Below are 18,978 nucleotides of genomic sequence, written 5' to 3' on the forward strand. Positions count from 1 at the left end.
ATGCCGCTTCCCGTGCCCGTCCTGCCCGAGGGTGTCGACCCGGCCTGGCTGCCGCCGACCGCCTTCCGGGCGGTCGGCGGCAGCCGGACGCTGATCCGGGGATCGGGTCCGCTGGTGGAGACGGTGCACGGGGAGCTGGCCGAGGCCTGCCGGAGGTTCGGGGGCCGGGTCGTGCGGGACGCCGTGCCGGACGGCGCGTACGACCTGGTCCTCGGTCTCGGCGCCGACGACCTCGGCGACGAGGGCTTCGCCTCCGCGCGCGAGGGCGGCACGACGAAGGTCACCGCCTCCGGCGGACGCGGGCTGCTGTACGGCCTGTTCCACGTCGTACGGCTCGGGGAGGCGGCCTTCACCGGCGAGTGGGCGCGGGAGATCCATCGCCCCTCGCTCGCCCTGCGCATGCTCGACCACTGGGACAACGTGGCCGTGCACCCGGTCATGGGCCAGGTGGAGCGCGGCTACGCGGGCGGCTCGCTGTTCTGGGAGGACGGGTGGGCGCGGGGCGAACTCGACCGTGTGCGGGCGTACGGCAGGCTGCTGGCGGCGTGCGGGATCAACGCGCTCTCCGTGAACAACGTCAATGTGCACGCGACCGAGGCCCGTCTGCTGACCGACCGCATCGGTGAAGTGGCCGAGATCGCCCGGGCGTTGCGGCCCTACGGCATCCGCACCCACCTGTCGGTCTCCTTCGCCGCCCCGATCACGCTGGGCGGGCTGCCCACGGCCGATCCGCTGGATGAGGCGGCGCGCGACTGGTGGGCGGAGGCGACGCGGCGGGTGTACGAGGCGATACCCGACTTCGGCGGGTACGTGGTGAAGGCCGACTCGGAGGGGCAACCGGGCCCGTTCGCGTACGGCCGCAGTCACGCCGACGGGGCGAACCTGCTGGCCGCCGCGCTGGAGCCGTTCGGCGGGACGGTGCACTGGCGGGCGTTCGTCTACGACCACCGCCAGGACTGGCGGGACAGGACGACGGACCGGGCCCGGGCCGCGTACGACCATTTCGTGCCGCTGGACGGGGAGTTCGCGGCGAGCGCCGTGCTCCAGGTGAAGCACGGGCCGATGGACTTCCAGGTCCGTGAGCCGGTCTCGCCGCTGATCGGGGCGATGCCGCGCACCCGGCTGGCGGTGGAGCTCCAGGTCACCCAGGAGTACACCGGGCAGCAGCGGCATGTGTGCTGGCTCGGGCCGATGTGGAGCGAGGTGCTGCGGTTCCGGCATCAACCCGAGCTGCCCGTGGGCGAGTTGGCGCGGGGCGGGCTCGTCGGGGTGTCGAACGTCGGTGACGACCCGTTCTGGACGGGGCATCCGCTGGCGCAGGCCAACCTGTACACCTTCGGCCGGCTGGCCTGGCGGCCCGACGCCGAGCCGCACGCGGTACTCGACGAGTGGATCGGGCTCAGCTTCCCGGACGCCCCGCCGCAGTCGGCCGACGGGCTGCACGCCGTGCTCGACGGCTCGTGGCGGACGTACGAGAAGTACACCGCTCCCCTCGGTGTGGGCTTCATGGTGCAGCCGGGGCACCACTACGGGCCGAGCGTGGACGGCTACGAGTACAGCCCGTGGGGGACCTATCACTTCGCCGACCGGGACGGCGTCGGGGTCGACCGCAGTACGGCGACCGGCACCGGGTTCGCCGGGCAGTACGCCGAGCCGTGGGCCGCGCAGTACGAGTCGCCGGACAGCTGCCCCGACGAGCTGCTGCTGTTCTTCCACCATGTGCCGTACGGGCATGTGCTGAAGAGCGGGAAGACCGTGATCCAGCACATCTACGACACGCACTTCGAGGGCGTGGCGGAGGTCGAGGAGGCCCGGGCGGTGTGGGCCTCGCTGGCAGGGGTGGTCGGCCCGGGGCGCCACACGCGGGTGGCGGAGCTGTACGACGAGCAGCTCCGCGGCGCCCGGGAGTGGCGCGACCAGGTCAACAGCTACTTCCTCCGCAAGTCCGGGGTGCCGGACGGGCGGGGGCGGGACATCTACTGAAGGAGCGCGACGCCCAGCGGGTCGAGGACCAGGGGTTCGCCCTGCTCGACCCGCTTGCCGGTGAGCAGGTCGGTGGCCGTGACGTGAGCTGTCAGGCGGGCCGGTTCGGGGGCGTGGTTGAGGAGGAAGAGCAGGCGGGTGCCGTCGGGGGCGACCCGGGTGGCGGTCTCCACCGCCGGGTGGTCCGCGTGGGGGCCGAGCAGGTCGTGGCCGGTCAGGATCCGGTGGACGACCTGGTCGACGCCCGGCTGGTCGAGGGCGGTGGCGACGTACCAGGCCTCGCCGGAGCCGAACCGGTTGCGGGTCACCGCCGGGGTGCCCGCGTAGAAGTCGGTGCCGTAGGTGGCGACCGGTTCGGCTCCGCGCGGGAGCACGACCTCGAAGACGAGCCGGGCCTTCGCCCCCAGCTCGGGGACGGTCTGGGTGAACTCCGGTGGGCGGGCGTCCCATTCGTCCACGCGGATGCCCATGAGGGGGGCCAGCGGGCCGGGGACGTCGGTGAGGAAGGCCCGGTCGTGTTCGTCGACGCGGCCGGAGAGGAAGGTGGTCAGGACCGTGCCGCCGCGGGCCGCCACGACTTCGAGGCGGGAGGCGAGGTCGCCTTGACCATGTGCAGGGCGGGGGCGAGGACCACGTCGTAGCGGGTGAGGTCGGCGGACTGGGGGATCACGTCCAGGTCGGCGCCGGCCTCGCGGGCGGCGCTGGCCGTAGCGGTGGCGGCGGCCCTCGAAGTCGGTGCGGTTGACCTCGGAGTGCCGCTTCGCGAGCCAGGGCGGGAGGGCGGCGGTGCCGGCGGCCAGGCAGACCTGGCGTCCCTCGGCGGCGGCCCGGTCCAGGATGCCGTCCAGGATCGTGAAGTCGTAGGTGTCCTGAGCCGGTTGGGTGAGGGACCAGGTGAAGACGCCGACCGTGAGGGTGTCGATGCCGGCCCGGGTGAACAGGCGGTGGTCCTCGTCCCGGACCTCCTGCGGCCACTGCTCGGGGTCGTAGTCGCCGCCGTAGCGGATCTTGTGCGTCATGCGGTGAAGTCCTTCCGCGTCTCGGCGATCACCGGTCGGCTGCCGTGCAGCAGGGACAGCAGCAGCGGGGCGGCCAGCAGGGCGGGCAGGGCCTCGGTCAGCAGGGCTGCCGACGCGGCCGTCAGGACCAGCAGGGAGGCGGCGGCGAGGGTGGCGCGGCCGTGCCGGAACAGGAAGTACGCGGCGAGGCGGGCGGTGTCCCGGGCGCGGAAGGCGAAGAGCGAGGTGAGGACGAGGGCGTGCGCGCCCCACAGGAGGGAGCCGGCGCCGATCGCCGCGAGCAGCAGCGCCCACCAGCCGGGCAGTCCGGTGGCGGAGAAGTGCGTGAGGGTGAAGGCGATGACCGTCAGCCAGGCCAGCAGGGGTGTCCAGAGCTTGAGTGCCGGTACGGCGTTGAGCCGCCAGCCGCGCAGGTAGGCGCGGGCCGGGTGCAGTTCGGTGAGGTCACGGCTGCGGTGGTGGAGGGCGTGGAGCGCGGCGGACAGGGCCGGTCCGAGGGGCAGCAGGCACAGGGCCGCGAGGGGGAGGTTCGTGGGGTCGGGGCCGAGCAGGAGCAGTCCCGCCAGGCCCGGGGAGGCGGCGAGCAGGAGCAGTGCCTCGACCGTGAGGACGGTGTGGATCAGGGCGGAGGCGCGGGCGAGGGTTCCGGTGCCGAAGTCGGAGGTGCGTACGGTGCTCATGCCGCCTCCCCGCCGAGCAGCCGCGGCCCTTCGGTGAGCCGGCCGCTCGGCGAGTCGGGGACGCGGATCACCCGTTCTCCTTCTTGAACCGCTCGTACGCCTTGTTGTGCAGGTCGACGAGCTGCTGCATGTTCTTGGACTTCAGCTCGGCGAGGTAGGCGTCCCACTGGGACAGCGGGCGCTTGCCGAGGACGAACTGGAGGGTGTTCTGGATGACGTGGTCCTTGAGCGGGGTGTCCCAGAGGGTCGCCTGTTCCTGCTCGAAGGACTGGAGGGGATGGGCGGGGTCGATGGGCAGTTGCTCGCGCTGGGCCATGGCGTCCTGGAACTTCTTCTCGTCCGGGCTGAACGAGGAGGAGACCAGGTCCCAGCTGCCGCCGTAGGTGAAGACGCCGTTGAAGAAGCCGTAGTCCTTCTGGAGGTCCTTCGCCGCGTCGGGGTCGGAGCCCATGAGGGAGATGCCGGGCTTCAGCCGGAACCGGTCGCCGGACCGGGTGTGGGTGACGCCCTCGACGCCCCACTTGCAGAACTTCTGGCCCTCGTCCGAGTACCAGAGCCAGTCGAGGAACTGCATCATCGCGACGAAGTCGTCGCTCTCGAGGGCCTTGCTCGACACCATGACGCCGTTCTCCAGGCGGGTGCCGCCGAGCACGACGGGACCGGCCGGGCCGAGCGGCACGGGGACCATCTCGATCTTGGCGCCCTTGATCTGTTTCTCCAGGTTGTAGCGGTAGTTCTGCACCAGCTCCTGGGAGTTGGCGCTGATCACATAGGACTTCTCGGCCAGCAGCTTCTGCACCGCCTGGTCGTCCTGCTGCGTGAAGCTCTCCGGGTCCAGCAGCTTCTCGGCGACGATCCTTCTCAGGTACTCGACCATCCGGCGGTAGCCGTCCGTCGCGCCGGTGAAGACGAACGTGCGTGCCTTCGCGTCGAAGGTGATGTTGTCGTAGGTCCAGCCCGCCTTGACCCCGTGGGCCTGGCCGAGGTAGCTGAACAACGCGCCGCACGGGAAGGGGGTGTTGGTACTCCAGCGGTCGGTCCAGGGGTATGTGCCGGGGTACTCCTCCTTGAGCGCGGTGAGGACGTCGTGGACCTCGTCCCAGGTGGTGGGCAGGCTCAGGCCGTGCTTGTCGAGGACGTCCGTGCGGAAGGACAGCGAGTAGCCGGACTTGACCTTCTCGTGCAGGCCCGGCAGCAGGTAGTACTTGCCGTCGGACTGGCGGATCGCGTCGAGCTCGGGCTCCAGCTTCCACTTGCGCACCTTGTCGCGGAAGTTGGGCATCAGCTTCACGTAGTCGCTGACCGGGAGGATCGCACCCGAGGAGACGAAGGCGACCTCGGAGGGGTGGTACGTCTTCGGGATCAGGAAGGGTGCGTCGCCCGCGCCGATGAGTACGCTGCGCTTCTTCTCGTAGTCGGCCAGCGGGACGTCGACGGGCTTGAGGGTGACGCCGGTGCGCTTGGTCAGCTCCTTCCAGAACAGCCAGCCGTTCTTCATCGGATACACGGGGTTGTTGTTGTGCAGCACCGAGAAGGACAGCGGCTGGGACGCCTTGAACTGCTGCCCGGCCCGGTAGTTCTTCATGGCCCCGTCCCGCTTCTTCGACAGGTCCTTGCCGTCCCCGCCGTCGTCCCCGCTGCCGCAGCCGGTGACCGTGACGAGGCCGATGGATCCGGCCGCGGCGAGCACCTGGCGCCGCGACAGCTGTCCTGCGTTCTTCTTCACGGGAACCCCCTTGTTCCGTAGGCCAGTTGAGGAGAGGTACGACGGTCAGCCCTTGACCGCGCCGAGCATCACGCCCGAGACGAAGTAGCGCTGGACGAACGGGTACACGCAGAGGATCGGCAGGGCGGTGAGGACGATGGTGACCGACTGGATGTTCGCGCCGACCTGGCTGAGCTGCTCGGTTCCGGCACCGGCGTTGCCGCCGCCGGTGGCGCCCTGGATGAGGTTGCGGAGGTAGACCGTGACCGGCATCAGATCGGTCCGGTCCATGTAGAGGAACGCGCTGAACCAGGAGTTCCAGAAGGACACCGAGTAGAAGAGCACCATCGTCGCCACGACCGCCTTGGACAGCGGCAGCACGATCCTCAGCAGGATGCCGTAGGTGCTCAGGCCGTCGATCTGCGCGGCCTCCTCCAGGTCGGTCGGCAGGTTCTCGAAGAAGGCCTTCATCACCAGCAGGTTGAAGACGCTGATCGCGTTCGGCAGGGCGATCGCCCACACGCTGTTCTTCAGCCCGAGGCTGGTGACCAGGATGTAGTTCGGGATCAAGCCACCGGTGAAGAACATGGTGAACACGGCGATGCCGACGAGCACGCCGCGGCCCTTGAGGTGCTTCTTCGACAGCACGTAGGCGTAACAGGTCGTCAGCACCATGGCCACGGCCGTCGCCACGACCGTGTACAGCACGGTGTTGCCGTAGTTCCGCCAGAACATCGAGTCCTGGAACACGATCTCGTACGTGGTGAGGTTGAACCCCTTGGGCAGCAGGGTCACCTCACCGGCCCGGATCTGCCGCTCCCCGCTGAAGGACCGGGCGAGGATGTTGACGAACGGGTAGAGGGTCACCAGCACGACGAGGGTGAGGACCACCCCGTTGACACCCTGGAAGACCCGGTAGGAGCGGCTCGGCTTCACCACAGGCTCGTCCCCACTGTGCGGCGTGAGAGCTGGTTGGCGGACGTGATGAGGACCAGGCCGATGATCGCCTCGAACAGGCCGATGGCGGCGGCGTAGCTGAAGCTGTTGGACTCGACGCCGGAGCGGTAGACGTACGTCGAGATCACGTCCGCGGTCGGATACGTCAGCGGGTTGTACAGCAGCAGGACCTTCTCGAAGCCGACCGCCATGAACGTGCCCACGTTGAGAATCAGCAGCGTGACCATGGTGGGGCGGATGCCGGGCAGGGTGACGTGCCAGATCTGCCGCCAGCGGTTGGCGCCGTCGATGCGGGCGGCCTCGTACAGGTCCTCGTCGATCGTGGTGAGCGCGGCGAGGTAGAGGATCGTCCCCCAGCCGGCGGTCTGCCAGATCTCCGAGCCGACGAAGACGGTGCGGAACCACTCCGGTTCCTGGATGAAGCGGACCGGGTCGTGGCCGAGCCAGCCGAGGACGTGGTTGACCGGGCCGTCGCTCGCCAGCATCTGCAGGGTGATGCCCGCGACGATCACGATCGACAGGAAGTGCGGGAGGTACGACACCGACTGCACGAACCGCTTCAGGGAACGCCGGCGGACCTCGTTCAGCAGCAGCGCCAGCACGATCGGGATCGGGAAGCAGAAGAGGAGGGTGAGCCCGCCCAGCCACAGGGTGTTGCGGAACACCTGCCAGAAGGTGGGGTCGCTGAGGAACATCTGTACATAGCGCAGGCCCACCCATTCCTCGCCGAAGATCGAACCGCCGGGCTCGAAGCGCCGGAAGGCGATCACATTGCCGATCATCGGCAGATAGCGGAAGACCAGGAAGAACAGCAGCGGCAGGATCGCCAGCGAGTACAACTGCCAGTCACGGCGCAGCGCCCGCCGCCAGCCCGTCCGGGCAGGCGCCCGCTTGCCGCGCCGGGGGGCGGCCCGGGCGGGAGGCTGATCCTGGGTGCCCGGCGGGGCCGGTGTGGTGGACGTGCTCATTGCTCGGGCCTCCCGTGGACATGGGACGCGGAACCGAAACTTTCGAGCTTCTACCGGTAACTTCGCGGCAACTTAGGGGCACCAGAAAGCGCTGTCAATGGGTACTGCGGCACTCGGACGGGACGCCTGGGGCGCGTTGGAACACCGTCGGGGCTGGGTAGACCCCAGGGGCCGACTGCCCTTCCCTCGTCGCAAGTTTCTGGACGCCCACCGACTCCTGCGAGGTGCCGCCGTGCCCGCGTTCGACCTGCCGCTGACCGAACTGCATCACCACCGCCCGGACATCGAGGAGCCCGCCGACTTCGACGCCTTCTGGCTGAGCACGCTGAAGGAGGCCGGACAGGCGGACCCGGTGGTGTCGGTACGGCCGGTGGAGACGGGCCTTCGGCTGACCCGGACCTGGGACGTGACGTTCCGGGGTTTCGCGGGCGACCCGGTGCGGGCGTGGTTCAGCCGGCCGGCCGGCGTGGCGGAACCGCTGCCCGCCGTGGTCGAGTTCGCCGGGTACGGGCGCGGGCGCGGCCTTCCGCACGAGCGTCTGACGTGGGTCAACGCCGGGTACGCGCATCTGCTCATGGACAACCGCGGCCAGGGCGACCAGTACGGGTGCGGCGGTGACACGCCCGATCCGCACGCCGTCGCGCCGGGCGGGCCCGGGCCGGCGGTGCGGGGGCTGCTCCACGCCGAGGACTACCACTTCCGGCGTCTGATCACGGACGCGGTGCGTGCGGTCGCGGCGGTGCGGGGGCTGCCCGGCGTGGATCCGGCACGGACCGCGGCGGTCGGCAACAGCCAGGGCGGCGGGCTGGCCCTGGCGGTCGCGGGGCTCGTCCCGGACCTGGCGGCCGTGCTGGTCACCGCCCCGTTCCTGTGCGGCATCCGCCGCGCCCTCGACCTCACCGACGCCGGCCCGTACGGCGAGATCGCCGCGTACCTCTCCGTCCACCGGGGCGCCGAGCAGGCCGCCCGTCGGACCCTGTCCTACGTCGAGGGCGTGTCCTTCGCCCGCCGCGCACAGGCTCCGGCTCACTTCGGAGTGGGGCTGCGGGACACGGTGTGCCCGCCGAGCGGGGTGTACGCCGCCTTCAACCGCTATGCCGAACTGACCGGCACGGACCCCCGCAAGGAGATGCACGCCTATCCGTTCAACGGGCACGAGGGGGGTGAGGCGGTGCAGGTGGGGCGCCAACTGATGTGGTTGCGAACCGTGTTGGAGGGGCTGGGTGACGATCCCTTGGGGTCGCGGTCACCGTCCGGATCGCGTTGACCTCGAGTGAGGTATCCGGGCCGTGGGGACGCCCCGGTGCGATCGGACTCGCTCAAACCCGCCGCATACGGGCCACGTTCAGCCGGCACCTCGGTCGCGCAGCCCGGAGGCTGCGCCACCCCGCCTGCGCCGCGCCGGGTCACTCCGTGATCGGGGACTCCGCGGTGCAGCCGCCGGCGGTCACCAGGCCGTCGGCGCTCTGCTCCTCGATCACCTTGCCCTTGTAGATGATCTTGCAGGTGAGCTGCGAGCCTTCGGGGTCCGCGGCGACCGGCATGACCGCCGCGGGCATGATGCCGCGCAGCGTGACCGTCTTCTTCCAGGGCAGCTCGGGCTTCGACACCGATTCGATCTTCGGCTCCATGGCCTTGCCGCGGCCGCCGTGGAAGTCGATCGAGTCGATGTTCTTCCCCGTGACCTCGTAGGTGACCTCGTAGGTCTCGTTCACCGCCTTGTCGACCTGGTCGACGGCCTCGGAGCAGGAACTGAGGCCGAGCGCGAGACCTGCGACCGCGACAGAACAGACGGCTGCACGGATGGTGCGGTTCAAAGGGATCCCCCCGGATCTTGATGGTCGGATCCGCAGCCAACCGCAAAGGGAAAGCAAAGTCAACTTCCGGTGTACGGGGACCTCTTGGGCTGGAGGCAGGCGATGGCGCCTTCCTGCTCCTCGGCCTCTTTCCAGTGAAGACATTCGGTGCAGTCGAAGTTCCACTTCAAGCAGATCCGCATCCTGACCACCGACTTCCGGTCTTTGTATTCGGTATTTTCGGTGATGATCTTGTCGCCCTCGATCCTGGAGACTCCGACCTTCTCGCCGAAGTCGACTTTCATCTGGTTTTCCAGTTCGAGGCTGGACGGCGCGTATTTACCCCGCGCCTCCGGGTACCTGCGGAAGACCTCCTTGATCGCGTCGTGAGACTCGAAGCGTCCTCATTCGGCACGCATGCCATGGCCGACGACCGTGCCCCCACGGCCCGGCGCGCGCGCCCCCGTCGCAGGACACCGGGATCCCGACCGGTGCCCTTGCGCCTGAGCCGTTTACATCTGTGCCGCCGAGCGCTAACTTCCGCAACAGGCGGGGTGGGAGCGCTCCCATGTCGGTGGACCGGAACCCGCCCTCGAGTCGCTCCCATCCCGCGCATCCGCGCACACACATCCGCAGACCCGTATCCCGACGAACGGATGATGCTGTCATGATCATGACAACCGAACCGGGAAGATCCACACCGCGCCGATCAGCACTCCCCACCCGGGCCAGAGCCTTCTTCCTGGTGCTGCTCTCCCTTCTCGTCACCGTCCCGGCGCTCGGCCTGGTCATGTCGGCCGGGGGTGAGGCGGAGGCGCACGGCACCCCCATGAAGCCCGGCAGCCGCACGTTCCTGTGCTGGCAGGACGGACTCACCGACACCGGCGAGATCAAGCCGGTCAACCCCGCGTGCCGAGGAGCGCAGCAGGTCAGCGGCACCACGCCGTTCTACAACTGGTTCTCGGTGCTCCGTTCGGACGGCGCCGGCCGCACGCGGGGCTTCGTACCGGACGGCGAGCTGTGCAGCGGCGGCAACACCAACTTCAACGGATTCAACACGCCCAGCAACGACTGGCCGCTCACCCATCTCACCTCGGGCGCGTCGGTCGACTTCTCGTACAACGCCTGGGCGGCGCACCCGGGTTGGTTCTACGTCTACATCACCAAGGACGGCTTCGACCCGACCAAGACGCTCACCTGGAACGACATGGAGGAACGGCCCTTCCTGAGCGTCGACCACCCGCCGCTGAACGGCTCCCCGGGCACGGTCGAGGCCAACTACTCCTGGACCGGCAAGCTCCCCGACAACAAGTCCGGCCGCCACATCATCTACATGGTCTGGCAGCGCTCCGACAGCCAGGAGACCTTCTACTCCTGCTCCGACGTCGTCTTCGACGGCGGCAACGGCGAGGTCACCGGCATCAAGCAGCCGGGCAACCCGTCCGAGCCGGTGCCCGGCACCTGCACGGCCACCCGCAGGACGACCGGCTCCTGGAACGGCGGCTACCAGTCCGAGGTGACCGTCACCAACACCGGCACGGTCCCGATGCTCGGCTGGATGGTCGACTGGACGCTCCCGGCGGGCCAGAAGGCCGACAGCGTGTGGAGCGGCAGCGCGACCTACAACGGCCAGGCGGTGATGGTCCACAACGCCGACTGGAACGGATCCCTCGCACCCGGCAAGAGCACGACGTTCGGTTACGTCGTCTCCGGGGCGGGGGGTGACAGTACGAGCAGTCTGCCCTGCCGGGTGGGCTGAGCCGTCACCTCGGACGGGCCCGGTGACCGCAGAGCCTCGGTGACCGGGTCCGCGCCGGCGGCGCTGACCGAGTCGACCCCGCCGCCCCATATGTCGCTGTTATCCAGGTGTGCGATTCTGTTGTGTGGGTGCCCTGCCGCTCATGGCGGCGTGGATCCGCCATGGGAGGCGCGACCCCCGCGCCGCCGGTCCCGTGCCCGCGTCGTCATCGCCTGAGCTCCGGGGACTCCCACCTGCCGGTGGCTTCGGCATGGACGGGAGGTGGATGCGGACATGCCCCATTACGGCGATGCCCGGGCCGCGGTCCCCGGCCTTCGGGCGCCGGGGAACGGGGGCACCGGTCCGTCTCGTCCCGCTCCGGAGCCGGCCGCGCGAGCGCGGCTGCTGGCGTTCGCCGGGGTGGCGCTGGCTGCGGTGTACGTGCGCGATGAGGACGGATCGGAACTCCGGCTGGTGGAGTCGGCCGGGGTCGACTCCGAGCAGCGGTACCAGTTGCCGGGGCGTGTGGCGGTCTCGGTTCCGGGGGGATCTCCTGGCGCGGGGTCGAGCAGCTCCCCCGGGCCGGAGTCACCGGTGGTGCTTCAGGACGCCCCCACCTCGGTGCCTCCGGGCCCGTCCGGCCCGGGAGGCGGTTGCCCGGCCATCGCCGAGACCTATCTTCGGGGGCGGGCCGTGTGGCTCCCGGGGGCGGTGGTCGCGAGGCGAGAGGAAGGCGCGGCCCCCTCCGCCCCGCTCGGGGCGTTGCCGCTGGGGGCGGCGGGCGGGTGGCTGGGGTCCCTCGTCGTGGTGGGAGAGGCCGGGGAGGGGTTCGGAGCCGAGCAGCGGGAGTTTCTGGAGCGGTACGCCGAGGCCGTCGCCGAGCGGCTGCGGGGCGAGGCCGACCGGTCGGCGCCCTCGCCACTGCTGGATTCGGCCCTGCGCGCCATGGGGGTCGGTTCCTTCGCGTTGTCACCCGGCACCGGGCTGGTGGAGACGGACCCGGCCCTGCTCGAACTCGTCGGCATCCCCGAGGGCGGTTTCGACGACAAGACCGACACCCTGCTCTCGTACAGCGTCCCGGAGGACGTCCCCGCGCTGATGTCGGTCATCGAGCCGTCCGCGCAGACCCCGGGCCGCCGCGAGCTGGAGTTCCGTATCCGCAGGCCCACCGGTGAACTGTGCTGGCTGCGGCTGAGCTGCCGTGTGCTGAAGGGGCCCGACGGCGCCCCGGAGCGGGTGCTGGGCGTGGTGAGCGCGGCACCCGTGCTGCGCCGCAGCGCCAGCGACGTCGCCCGGATCCAGTGGCTGACGGCCGCGCTCGACGACGCCACGACCGTCCGGGACGTCAGCCGTGTGGTGGTCGCCGCGCTGCGCGAACCGCTGGGTGCCGACCGGGTCGCTCTCGCCGAGCTGCTGGAGGACCGGCTGGCGGTCACCGTGCTCGATCCGCCGGGTGCGGGTGCGTGGCCGGAGCTGTGGCGGCGCGAGTGGCGCTCGGAGTGGCCCGACGCACCGGTGTCCGCCCTGCCCACGCTCCAGGCGGCGTTGCGGGACGGGCGGACGAGCCTGTGGCCGGGGGGTTCCGTGCTGGAACCGGGGCTCGCGGGGATCGGCCCCGGCGGGCTCGCGGTGCTGCCGCTGCCGGCCAAGAGCGGGGTGGCCGGGGTGTGCCTGGTCGGCTGGGACACCCCGCACGAGTTCGCCCCCGAGGAGCGGGCGCTGCTGACCGCGACCGCGGGCCTGGTCGGGCAGGCCCTGAAACGCGCCCACGCCTACGACGCCGAGCAGGAACTCGCGACGATGCTCCAGCGCAGCCTGCTGCCGCGCCGGCTCCCCCGGCTGCCCGGGGGCACCGCGGTGGCCCGCTACCTGCCCGCCCGGCGCGGGCTCCAGGTGGGCGGCGACTGGTACGACGTGATCGCGCTGTCGGAGAGGAAGGTGGCGCTCGTCATCGGGGATGTGCAGGGGCACAGCGCCGGGGCCGCGACGATCATGGGCCAGATGCGCACGGCGGTCCGGGCCTACGCCGTGGAGGGGCATCCGCCGGACGTGGTCGTCGCGCACGCCAATCGCCTGCTCGTCGGCATGGAGACCGACCTGTTCGCCACCTGCTGCTACGTCGAACTGGACATGGAGGAGGGCAACGCGCTGTTCGTGCGGGCCGGGCATCTGGCCCCGCTGGTGCGGCACCCCGACGGCAGCACCGCGGAGATCGCGGTCGAGGGCGGGCTCCCGCTCGGCGTCCTGGAGGACGCGGAGTTCCCGCTGACGGCGCTCGCACTCGCCCAGGGCTCGGTGCTCGCGCTGGTGACGGACGGCCTGGTCGAGTCGGCGGAGTTGCAGGTGGACGAGGGGATGCGGCTCGTGCGCCAGGCGCTCGCCGCGGCCGATCCCGCCGACCCGGGGCGGATGGCCGACGAGCTGCTCGGCGAGGCCGGGCGCCGTGAGGACGACGTGGCGGTGCTGCTGCTGCGCTACGACGGGATGCGGATACGGCCGGTGCGGGCGGGGTGGGTGGTGTGGCGGCTGCCGGACGCGGTGATGCACGCCCGCCGGTTCACTGCGCGCACGCTGCGTTCGTGGGGTATCACGGCCGAGGCCGACACCGTCCTGCTGGTGGTGTCGGAGCTGGTCACCAACGCGCTGGTGCACACGCAGGGCGCGGTCCGGGTGGAGCTGACCCTGGCGGCGGACCGGCTGCGGGTGGCCGTGAGCGATTCCTCGCCCCGGGCGCCGGCCAAGCCGGTGGTCGTGGACTGGGAGTCGACGGGCGGCCGGGGCCTCTTCCTGGTCGAGGCCGTGTCGGCTGCCTGGGGCTCGGTACCGGTCGGCGGCGGCAAGCGGGTGTGGAGCGAGATCGTCGTCACCCGCCCGGAACGGGAAACGGAACCCGGCGAGGAGCCGGACGAGGAGCCTGAGCCCGAGCCGGAGGAGGAGCGCAAGCCGGGCCGCGGCTGGGGCCTGGGCCGCGACCGCACCTGGGGCCTGGGCCGCAACCGGGACCGCCGCAAGGCCCGCGACCAGAGCCCGGACCGCGAGGACGACCGGACCAGGGACCGCGACGGCAACCAGGGCGGGGTCCGCGACGAGGACCGGACCAGGGATCAGATCGGTGACCGGACCGGGGACCACAAGGACGACCGGGCCACGGACCACACGGGTGACCGGACCGGGGGCCGCGACGAGGACCGGACCACAGGCCACATCGACGACCGGGCCACGGACCAGATCGGTGACCGGACCTGGGACCACAACGAGGACCGGACCACAGGCCACATCGACGACCGGACCACAGGCCACACCGGCGACCGGACCGCACACGGGACCGAGAGCCACGACACGGGCCGGAGCGAAGGCGGAATCGCCGGCCTGAGCGGGGGCCTGGGCCGCGACCGGAGCGGGATCCGGGAGCCCGGCCCGAACGGGACCCCGAGCACGGACCCGAACACACCCCCACACCAGAACCGGAACCCGAACCGGCCTCACGAGGGAGGTTTCTGATGCGTGGCCTCGGCCTGCGCGGCGCCGCCGGGCTGCTGGCGGTCCTGCTGGCTGTGTCCCTGGCCGGATGCGCCGACAGCGGCGGGGAGAGCGAGGGTGGTCTGACCATCGGGCTGCTGCTGCCCAGCCGGGCCGTGCCCCGCTGGGAGAAGTCCGACAAGCCCTTGATCGAGAAGCGGGTCAAGGAGCTGTGCCCCGACTGCACGGTCGTGTACGCCAACGCCGAGAACGACGCGGCGAGCCAGCGGCAGCAGATGACCTCCATGATCACCCGGGGGGTCTCGGCCCTGGTCCTGGACGTCGTCGACCCCAAGGCCCTGCGCTCCTCGGTCCGCGCCGCGCAGCGCGAGGGCATCCCGGTCGTCGCCTACGACCGGCTCGCCGAGGGCCCGATCTCGGGGTTCGTCAGTTTCGACGGCGCCCAGGTCGGCAGGCTCCAGGGCCAGGCCCTCATGAAGGGCATGGGCGCCAGGGCCGACGGCGGCGGTGTCGTCATGATGAACGGCGACCCGTCCAGCCCCAACGCCGCCTGGTACGAGGGCGGGGCCCGGGCCGTCCTGGAGGACAAGGTGCGGATCCTGAAGTCGTACAACACCCTGGGCTGGCGTACGGAGAACGCGCACGACCACATGTCCGCCGCGATCAGCGACCTCGGCCCGAGCGCGATCGACGGGGTGCTCGCGGCCAACGACTCGATCGCGGCCGGTGTCATCTCGGTGCTCAGGAGCGCCCGCGTCTCACCGCTGCCCCCGGTCACCGGGCAGGACGCCGACCTCGACGCCGTGCAGCGCATCCTCAAGGGCGAGCAGTACATGACCGTCTACAAGCCGTTCCGGCTGGAGACCGAGGCGGCCTCCGCGATGGCCGTCGCCCTGGCGCGCGGCAACGACATCGACGCCCTGGCCACATCGACGATGGACAGCCCCACGACCGAGGACATCCCGGCGATTCTGCTCACCCCGACCGCCGTGACGCGCGAGACGATCGGCCGGACGCTCGTCCGGGACGGTGTCTACACGCTCGACGAGATCTGCACTCCGAAGCTCCGCTCGGCCTGCGAACGGGCCGGGCTCACCCGGTGAGCGAGGTGGTCCCCGTGGCCCATCCCCCCGTACTGGCGTTGCGCAGCATCACCAAGCGGTTCGGCGGCGTCCAGGCGCTCGTGGACGTCGACCTGCAGGTCCGGGCCGGCGAGGTCGTGGCCTTGGCGGGCGACAACGGAGCGGGCAAGTCCACGCTGGTCAAGGTGATCTCCGGGGTCAGCCCCGCCGACCGGGGCGTCATCGAGTGGGAGGGTCGCCTCGTGCAGATCAAACGCCCGCACGACGCCCACGCCCTGGGGATCGCGACCGTCTACCAGGACCTCGCCATGTGCGACAACCTGGACGTCGTCGGCAATCTCTTCCTCGGCCGCGAGATCGACCGGGTGGGCATCCTCGACGAGGTCGAGATGGAGCGTCGCGCCCGTGATCTGATGCGCGCCCTGTCGATCCGCATCCCCGACGTGCGGATGCCGGTCGCCGCGCTGTCGGCCGGGCAGCGGCAGGCCGTCGCGATCTCCCGCTCCCTCATGGGCGCCCCCAAGGTACTGCTGCTCGACGAGCCCACCGCCGCCCTGGGCGTGGAGCAGACCAGCCATCTGCTGGACCTGATCGAGGAGGTGCGCGACCACGGTATGGCGATCATCCTCATCAGCCACAACATGGGCGACATCAAGGCCGTCGCGGACCGGGTCGCGGTGCTGCGGCTGGGCCGCAACAACGGGCTGTTCGACGTGAGCACGGTGACCCAGGAGCAGATCCTCTCCTCCGTCACCGGGGCGGCGGACAACGCCGTGGCCCATCGCTCGAAGGGCGACGAGGAGGCGTGGCCGTGAGCCGCGGCGGCGGGCCGCACCGGGACGGCGGTCCGGCCGGGCCGGGCAGCGCCGGGCCGGTCACCACCGGCCAGGAGCGGCGCGCCGGCCGCGGCTGGCAGGACAGTCTGCGGGAGTACGCGCTGGAGGTCCGCGGCAGTGTGCGCGAGGGGGAGCGGGGGCCGCTCCTGGTCATCGCCGGGCTGATCATGATCTGGATCGTCTTCCAGGGGCTGGACGACAAGTTCCTCTCGCCGCGCAATCTGTCCAACCTCAGTGTGGACATCGTCGGGACCGGGCTGGTCGCCGTCGGCATCGTGTTCGTGCTGCTGATCCGGGAGATCGATCTGTCGGTCGGCTCGGTCAGCGGCCTGGCGGGTGCCGCGTTCGCCGTGCTGAACGTGAACCACGGGGTGCCGGAGTGGCTGGCGGTGATCGTGGCGGTGGCCGCGGGGACGGCCGTGGGTGCCTTCCACGGGATTTTCCACGCCTGGCTCGGCGTGCCCGCGTTCGTGGTGACGCTGGCCGGGCTGCTGATCTGGAACGGCCTGACGCTCTATCTGCTGGGGGCGAGCGGCACGATCAACATCGACGAGGAGGGCCTGGTCGCTTCCCTGACCAGCCGGCACTTCGACGACGACCTGGCGGCGTACGCGGTCGCGGCGCTCGGCACGGCCGGGTACTTCCTGGCCGCGCGCCGCCGGCGGCGCCGCCACCGGGCGACCGGGATGCCCTACCTGCCCGGGGTGGAGATCTGGATGCGCACCGGTCTCCTCGCGGTGGTCGCCTTCGCCGCGGCCTACACCCTCAACCGGTTCCAGGGGCTGCCCCTCGCGCTGCTGATCTTCCTGGTGGTCCTGGTCGTCTCGGACTACGTGCTGCGCCGCACCCGCTACGGGCGGCGGGTGTACGCGCTCGGCGGCGGGGTCGAGGCGTCCCGGCGGGCCGGCATCGGGGTGGAGCGGGTGCGGGTCGCGATGTTCATGGTGTCGGGGACGCTGGCCGCGGTCGGCGGGCTGTTCGTGGCGTCGGGACTGACCTCGGCGAGCCCCACGACGGCCCGTGCCGCCGGTTCGGGGATGCTGCTGATCAACGCGATCGCGGCGGCCGTCATCGGCGGGACGAGTCTGTTCGGCGGGCGGGGCTCGCCCTGGTCGGTGCTGCTCGGTGTGGTGGTCATCCAGTCGATCGCCTCGGGCATGGGGCTGCTGGGGGTCCAGGACGCCGTGCAGTTCATGATCACCGGTGGTGTGCTGCTGGCCGCCGTGGCGGCCGACGCGCTCTCCCGCCGCTCTCAGGCCAGACGTGGCCGACCATGAACCGCAACATGCCGGAAATCCGCCGATTACTGCGCTTCTTACGAAATGTCTAACAAGTGGCAAAGGTGGGTAGGGGCGAGGTGTCATGAAGCGCAGCCGCCTCACCTACGCGGCCGTGGCCGTCGCGGTCGCAGTCGCCGCCGGTCCGGCCCTCGCCGGGTGCGGTGACACCGATCCGCCCGGCGGCGAGGAGCAGGCCGACATCAGCGTGCTCGCGACGGACGTGCCGCAGATCCAGACCCTCAAGAAGCTCACCAAGAAGCACTTCACGGCGGAGACCGGCATCACCGTCGACTACACGCTGCTGCCGGAGAACGAGGCGCGGGAGAAGATGAACCGCGAGTTCGCGACCCAGGCCGGCACCTACGACGTGGCGAGCGTCAGCGCGTACGAGGTGCCGATCTACGCGGACAACGGCTGGCTCGCCCCGCTGGACTCCTATGTGAAGGCGGACGAGGACTTCGACCAGGACGACGTCTTCCCGAACCTTTCGGCCTCGCTGACCGGGGAGGACGGCAAGCTCTACGCCGAGCCCTTCTACGGCGAGGGCTCCTTCCTGATGTACCGCAAGGACCTGTTCCGCAAGGACGGGCTGACCATGCCGTCGAACCCGACCTGGGAGCAGGTCGCCGACCTCGCCGCCCGGGTCGACGGTGCCGAGGGCGCGAGCGGCATCTGCCTGCGCGGCCTGCCCGGCTGGGGCCAGAACCTCGCCCCGATCAACACGGTCGTCAACACCTTCGGCGGCGCCTGGTACGACATGGACTGGAACGCCCGCCTGACCTCACCGGAGTTCAGGAAGGCCGTCGGGTTCTACGTCGACCTGCTCCGCTCCCACGGCCAGCCCGGCGCCGAGCGGATGGGCGTGCTGGAGATCCTGGACCGGTTCGTCGGGGGCAAGTGCGCCATGATGTACGACGCCACGTCGCTGGCCTCGTCGATCGAGGCCGACAGTTCCTCGGTCAAGGGCAAGGTGGGCTACGTCCCGGCCCCGCACGAGCGGACCGACAAGGCCGGCTGGCTGTGGACCTGGGCCTGGGGCATCCAGGAGGCGGCCGAGAACAAGGACGCCGCCTGGGAGTTCATCTCCTGGGCGTCCTCCAAGGAGTTCCAGGAGCTGGTCGGCCAGGAGGTGGGCTGGACCTCGGCGCCCGCCGGGAACCGCAAATCCCTCTACGAGAGGCCCGAGTACCAGCAGGCGGCCAGAGCCTGGTACCGGCAGGAGTACACGGCGGCGACGGACTCCGCCGACCCGAAGGACCCCGGCGTCGGCCCCCGCCCCTACGACGGCATCGGCTTCCTGAGCATCCCCGAGTTCGCCGTGCTGGGTACGGCGGTCTCCGGGCAGATCGCCGCGGCCATCGCCGGGCAGCAGTCGGTGGACACGGCCCTGGACAAGGCGCAGGACCTCGCCCAGGCCGCGGCGGCGAAGTACCGCGGCGAGTGACCCGGCGGCC

The 18,978-nt window shown here is 70.8% G+C and carries 13 protein-coding genes and 2 pseudogenes; 8 read left to right on the forward strand and 7 right to left on the reverse strand.

Going from position 1 to position 18,978, the window contains the following annotated elements; genetic code table 11:
- Nucleotides 1-1,983, forward strand: a complete 1,983-nt coding sequence (locus G3I77_RS19485; protein WP_248505462.1) for an alpha-glucuronidase — start codon at nucleotides 1-3, stop codon at nucleotides 1,981-1,983.
- Here G3I77_RS19485 and G3I77_RS19490 read toward each other — a convergent pair.
- The 5 genes and pseudogenes from G3I77_RS19490 to G3I77_RS19510 all read right to left on the reverse strand — a co-directional run bounded on the left by G3I77_RS19490 (nucleotide 1,977) and on the right by G3I77_RS19510 (nucleotide 7,312).
- Nucleotides 1,977-3,002 (reverse strand): annotated as a pseudogene (locus tag G3I77_RS19490) (beta-galactosidase trimerization domain-containing protein). The gene G3I77_RS19485 and the pseudogene G3I77_RS19490 overlap by 7 nt on opposite strands.
- On the reverse strand, nucleotides 2,999-3,682 hold the full coding sequence (locus G3I77_RS19495) for a hypothetical protein (RefSeq protein WP_248505464.1): 684 nt from the start codon (nucleotides 3,680-3,682) through the stop codon (nucleotides 2,999-3,001). Before G3I77_RS19495 ends, G3I77_RS19490 begins: the two are co-directional and overlap by 4 nt.
- Nucleotides 3,683-3,749: 67 nt before the next feature.
- Nucleotides 3,750-5,408, reverse strand: coding sequence for an extracellular solute-binding protein (locus tag G3I77_RS19500; RefSeq protein WP_248505466.1), 1,659 nt, complete (start codon nucleotides 5,406-5,408; stop codon nucleotides 3,750-3,752).
- A 45-nt stretch (nucleotides 5,409-5,453) separates the two neighbouring features.
- Nucleotides 5,454-6,326, reverse strand: a complete 873-nt coding sequence (locus G3I77_RS19505) for a carbohydrate ABC transporter permease (protein ID WP_248505468.1) — start codon at nucleotides 6,324-6,326, stop codon at nucleotides 5,454-5,456.
- Nucleotides 6,320-7,312 carry a sugar ABC transporter permease gene (locus G3I77_RS19510; RefSeq protein WP_248505470.1) on the reverse strand — a complete coding sequence of 331 codons (993 nt, stop codon included), beginning with the start codon at nucleotides 7,310-7,312 and terminating at the stop codon, nucleotides 6,320-6,322. The genes G3I77_RS19505 and G3I77_RS19510 overlap by 7 nt, the downstream gene beginning before the upstream one ends.
- Nucleotides 7,313-7,544: 232 nt before the next feature.
- Between G3I77_RS19510 and G3I77_RS19515 the strand changes: the two genes are divergently transcribed.
- The gene (locus G3I77_RS19515) at nucleotides 7,545-8,579 is read left to right on the forward strand and encodes an acetylxylan esterase (RefSeq protein WP_248505472.1); all 1,035 of its coding nucleotides are present in this window, start codon (nucleotides 7,545-7,547) and stop codon (nucleotides 8,577-8,579) included.
- A 139-nt stretch (nucleotides 8,580-8,718) separates the two neighbouring features.
- On the opposite strand, the gene G3I77_RS19520 is transcribed toward G3I77_RS19515, so the two are convergent.
- Both G3I77_RS19520 and G3I77_RS19525 read right to left on the reverse strand, forming a co-directional pair.
- On the reverse strand, nucleotides 8,719-9,129 hold the full coding sequence (locus tag G3I77_RS19520) for an MmpS family transport accessory protein (protein WP_248505474.1): 411 nt from the start codon (nucleotides 9,127-9,129) through the stop codon (nucleotides 8,719-8,721).
- Between the two features lie 59 nt (nucleotides 9,130-9,188).
- Nucleotides 9,189-9,413: a hypothetical protein gene (locus G3I77_RS19525; protein WP_248505476.1), complete on the reverse strand. Its 225-nt coding sequence runs from the start codon at nucleotides 9,411-9,413 to the stop codon at nucleotides 9,189-9,191.
- 368 nt (nucleotides 9,414-9,781) lie between these two features.
- Here G3I77_RS19525 and G3I77_RS19530 point away from each other — a divergent pair, with 368 nt between their 5' ends.
- The 6 genes and pseudogenes from G3I77_RS19530 (at nucleotide 9,782) to G3I77_RS19555 (ending at nucleotide 18,968) form a co-directional block, all read left to right on the forward strand.
- Nucleotides 9,782-10,867 (forward strand): lytic polysaccharide monooxygenase, encoded by a 1,086-nt coding sequence (locus G3I77_RS19530; protein ID WP_374385833.1) that lies wholly within the window; start codon nucleotides 9,782-9,784, stop codon nucleotides 10,865-10,867.
- 273 nt (nucleotides 10,868-11,140) lie between these two features.
- Nucleotides 11,141-13,717: pseudogene (locus G3I77_RS19535) on the forward strand (SpoIIE family protein phosphatase); the annotation flags it as partial.
- Nucleotides 13,718-14,346: 629 nt separating this feature from the next.
- Nucleotides 14,347-15,429: a substrate-binding domain-containing protein gene (locus G3I77_RS19540; RefSeq protein ID WP_248505480.1), complete on the forward strand. Its 1,083-nt coding sequence runs from the start codon at nucleotides 14,347-14,349 to the stop codon at nucleotides 15,427-15,429.
- 14 nt (nucleotides 15,430-15,443) lie between these two features.
- The gene (locus G3I77_RS19545) at nucleotides 15,444-16,223 is read left to right on the forward strand and encodes an ATP-binding cassette domain-containing protein (protein ID WP_248505482.1); all 780 of its coding nucleotides are present in this window, start codon (nucleotides 15,444-15,446) and stop codon (nucleotides 16,221-16,223) included.
- Nucleotides 16,214-17,521: a sugar ABC transporter permease gene (locus G3I77_RS19550; RefSeq protein WP_248505485.1), complete on the forward strand. Its 1,308-nt coding sequence runs from the start codon at nucleotides 16,214-16,216 to the stop codon at nucleotides 17,519-17,521. The genes G3I77_RS19545 and G3I77_RS19550 overlap by 10 nt, the downstream gene beginning before the upstream one ends.
- A gap of 85 nt (nucleotides 17,522-17,606) precedes the next feature.
- A complete protein-coding gene (locus tag G3I77_RS19555) occupies nucleotides 17,607-18,968 on the forward strand; it encodes a sugar ABC transporter substrate-binding protein (protein WP_248505487.1) in 1,362 nt (453 codons plus the stop codon).
- The last annotated feature ends 10 nt before the right edge of the window (nucleotides 18,969-18,978 follow it).

Origin of the sequence: Streptomyces sp. D2-8 (assembly GCF_023184515.1) — a bacterium.
Lineage (GTDB): Bacteria > Actinomycetota > Actinomycetes > Streptomycetales > Streptomycetaceae > Streptomyces.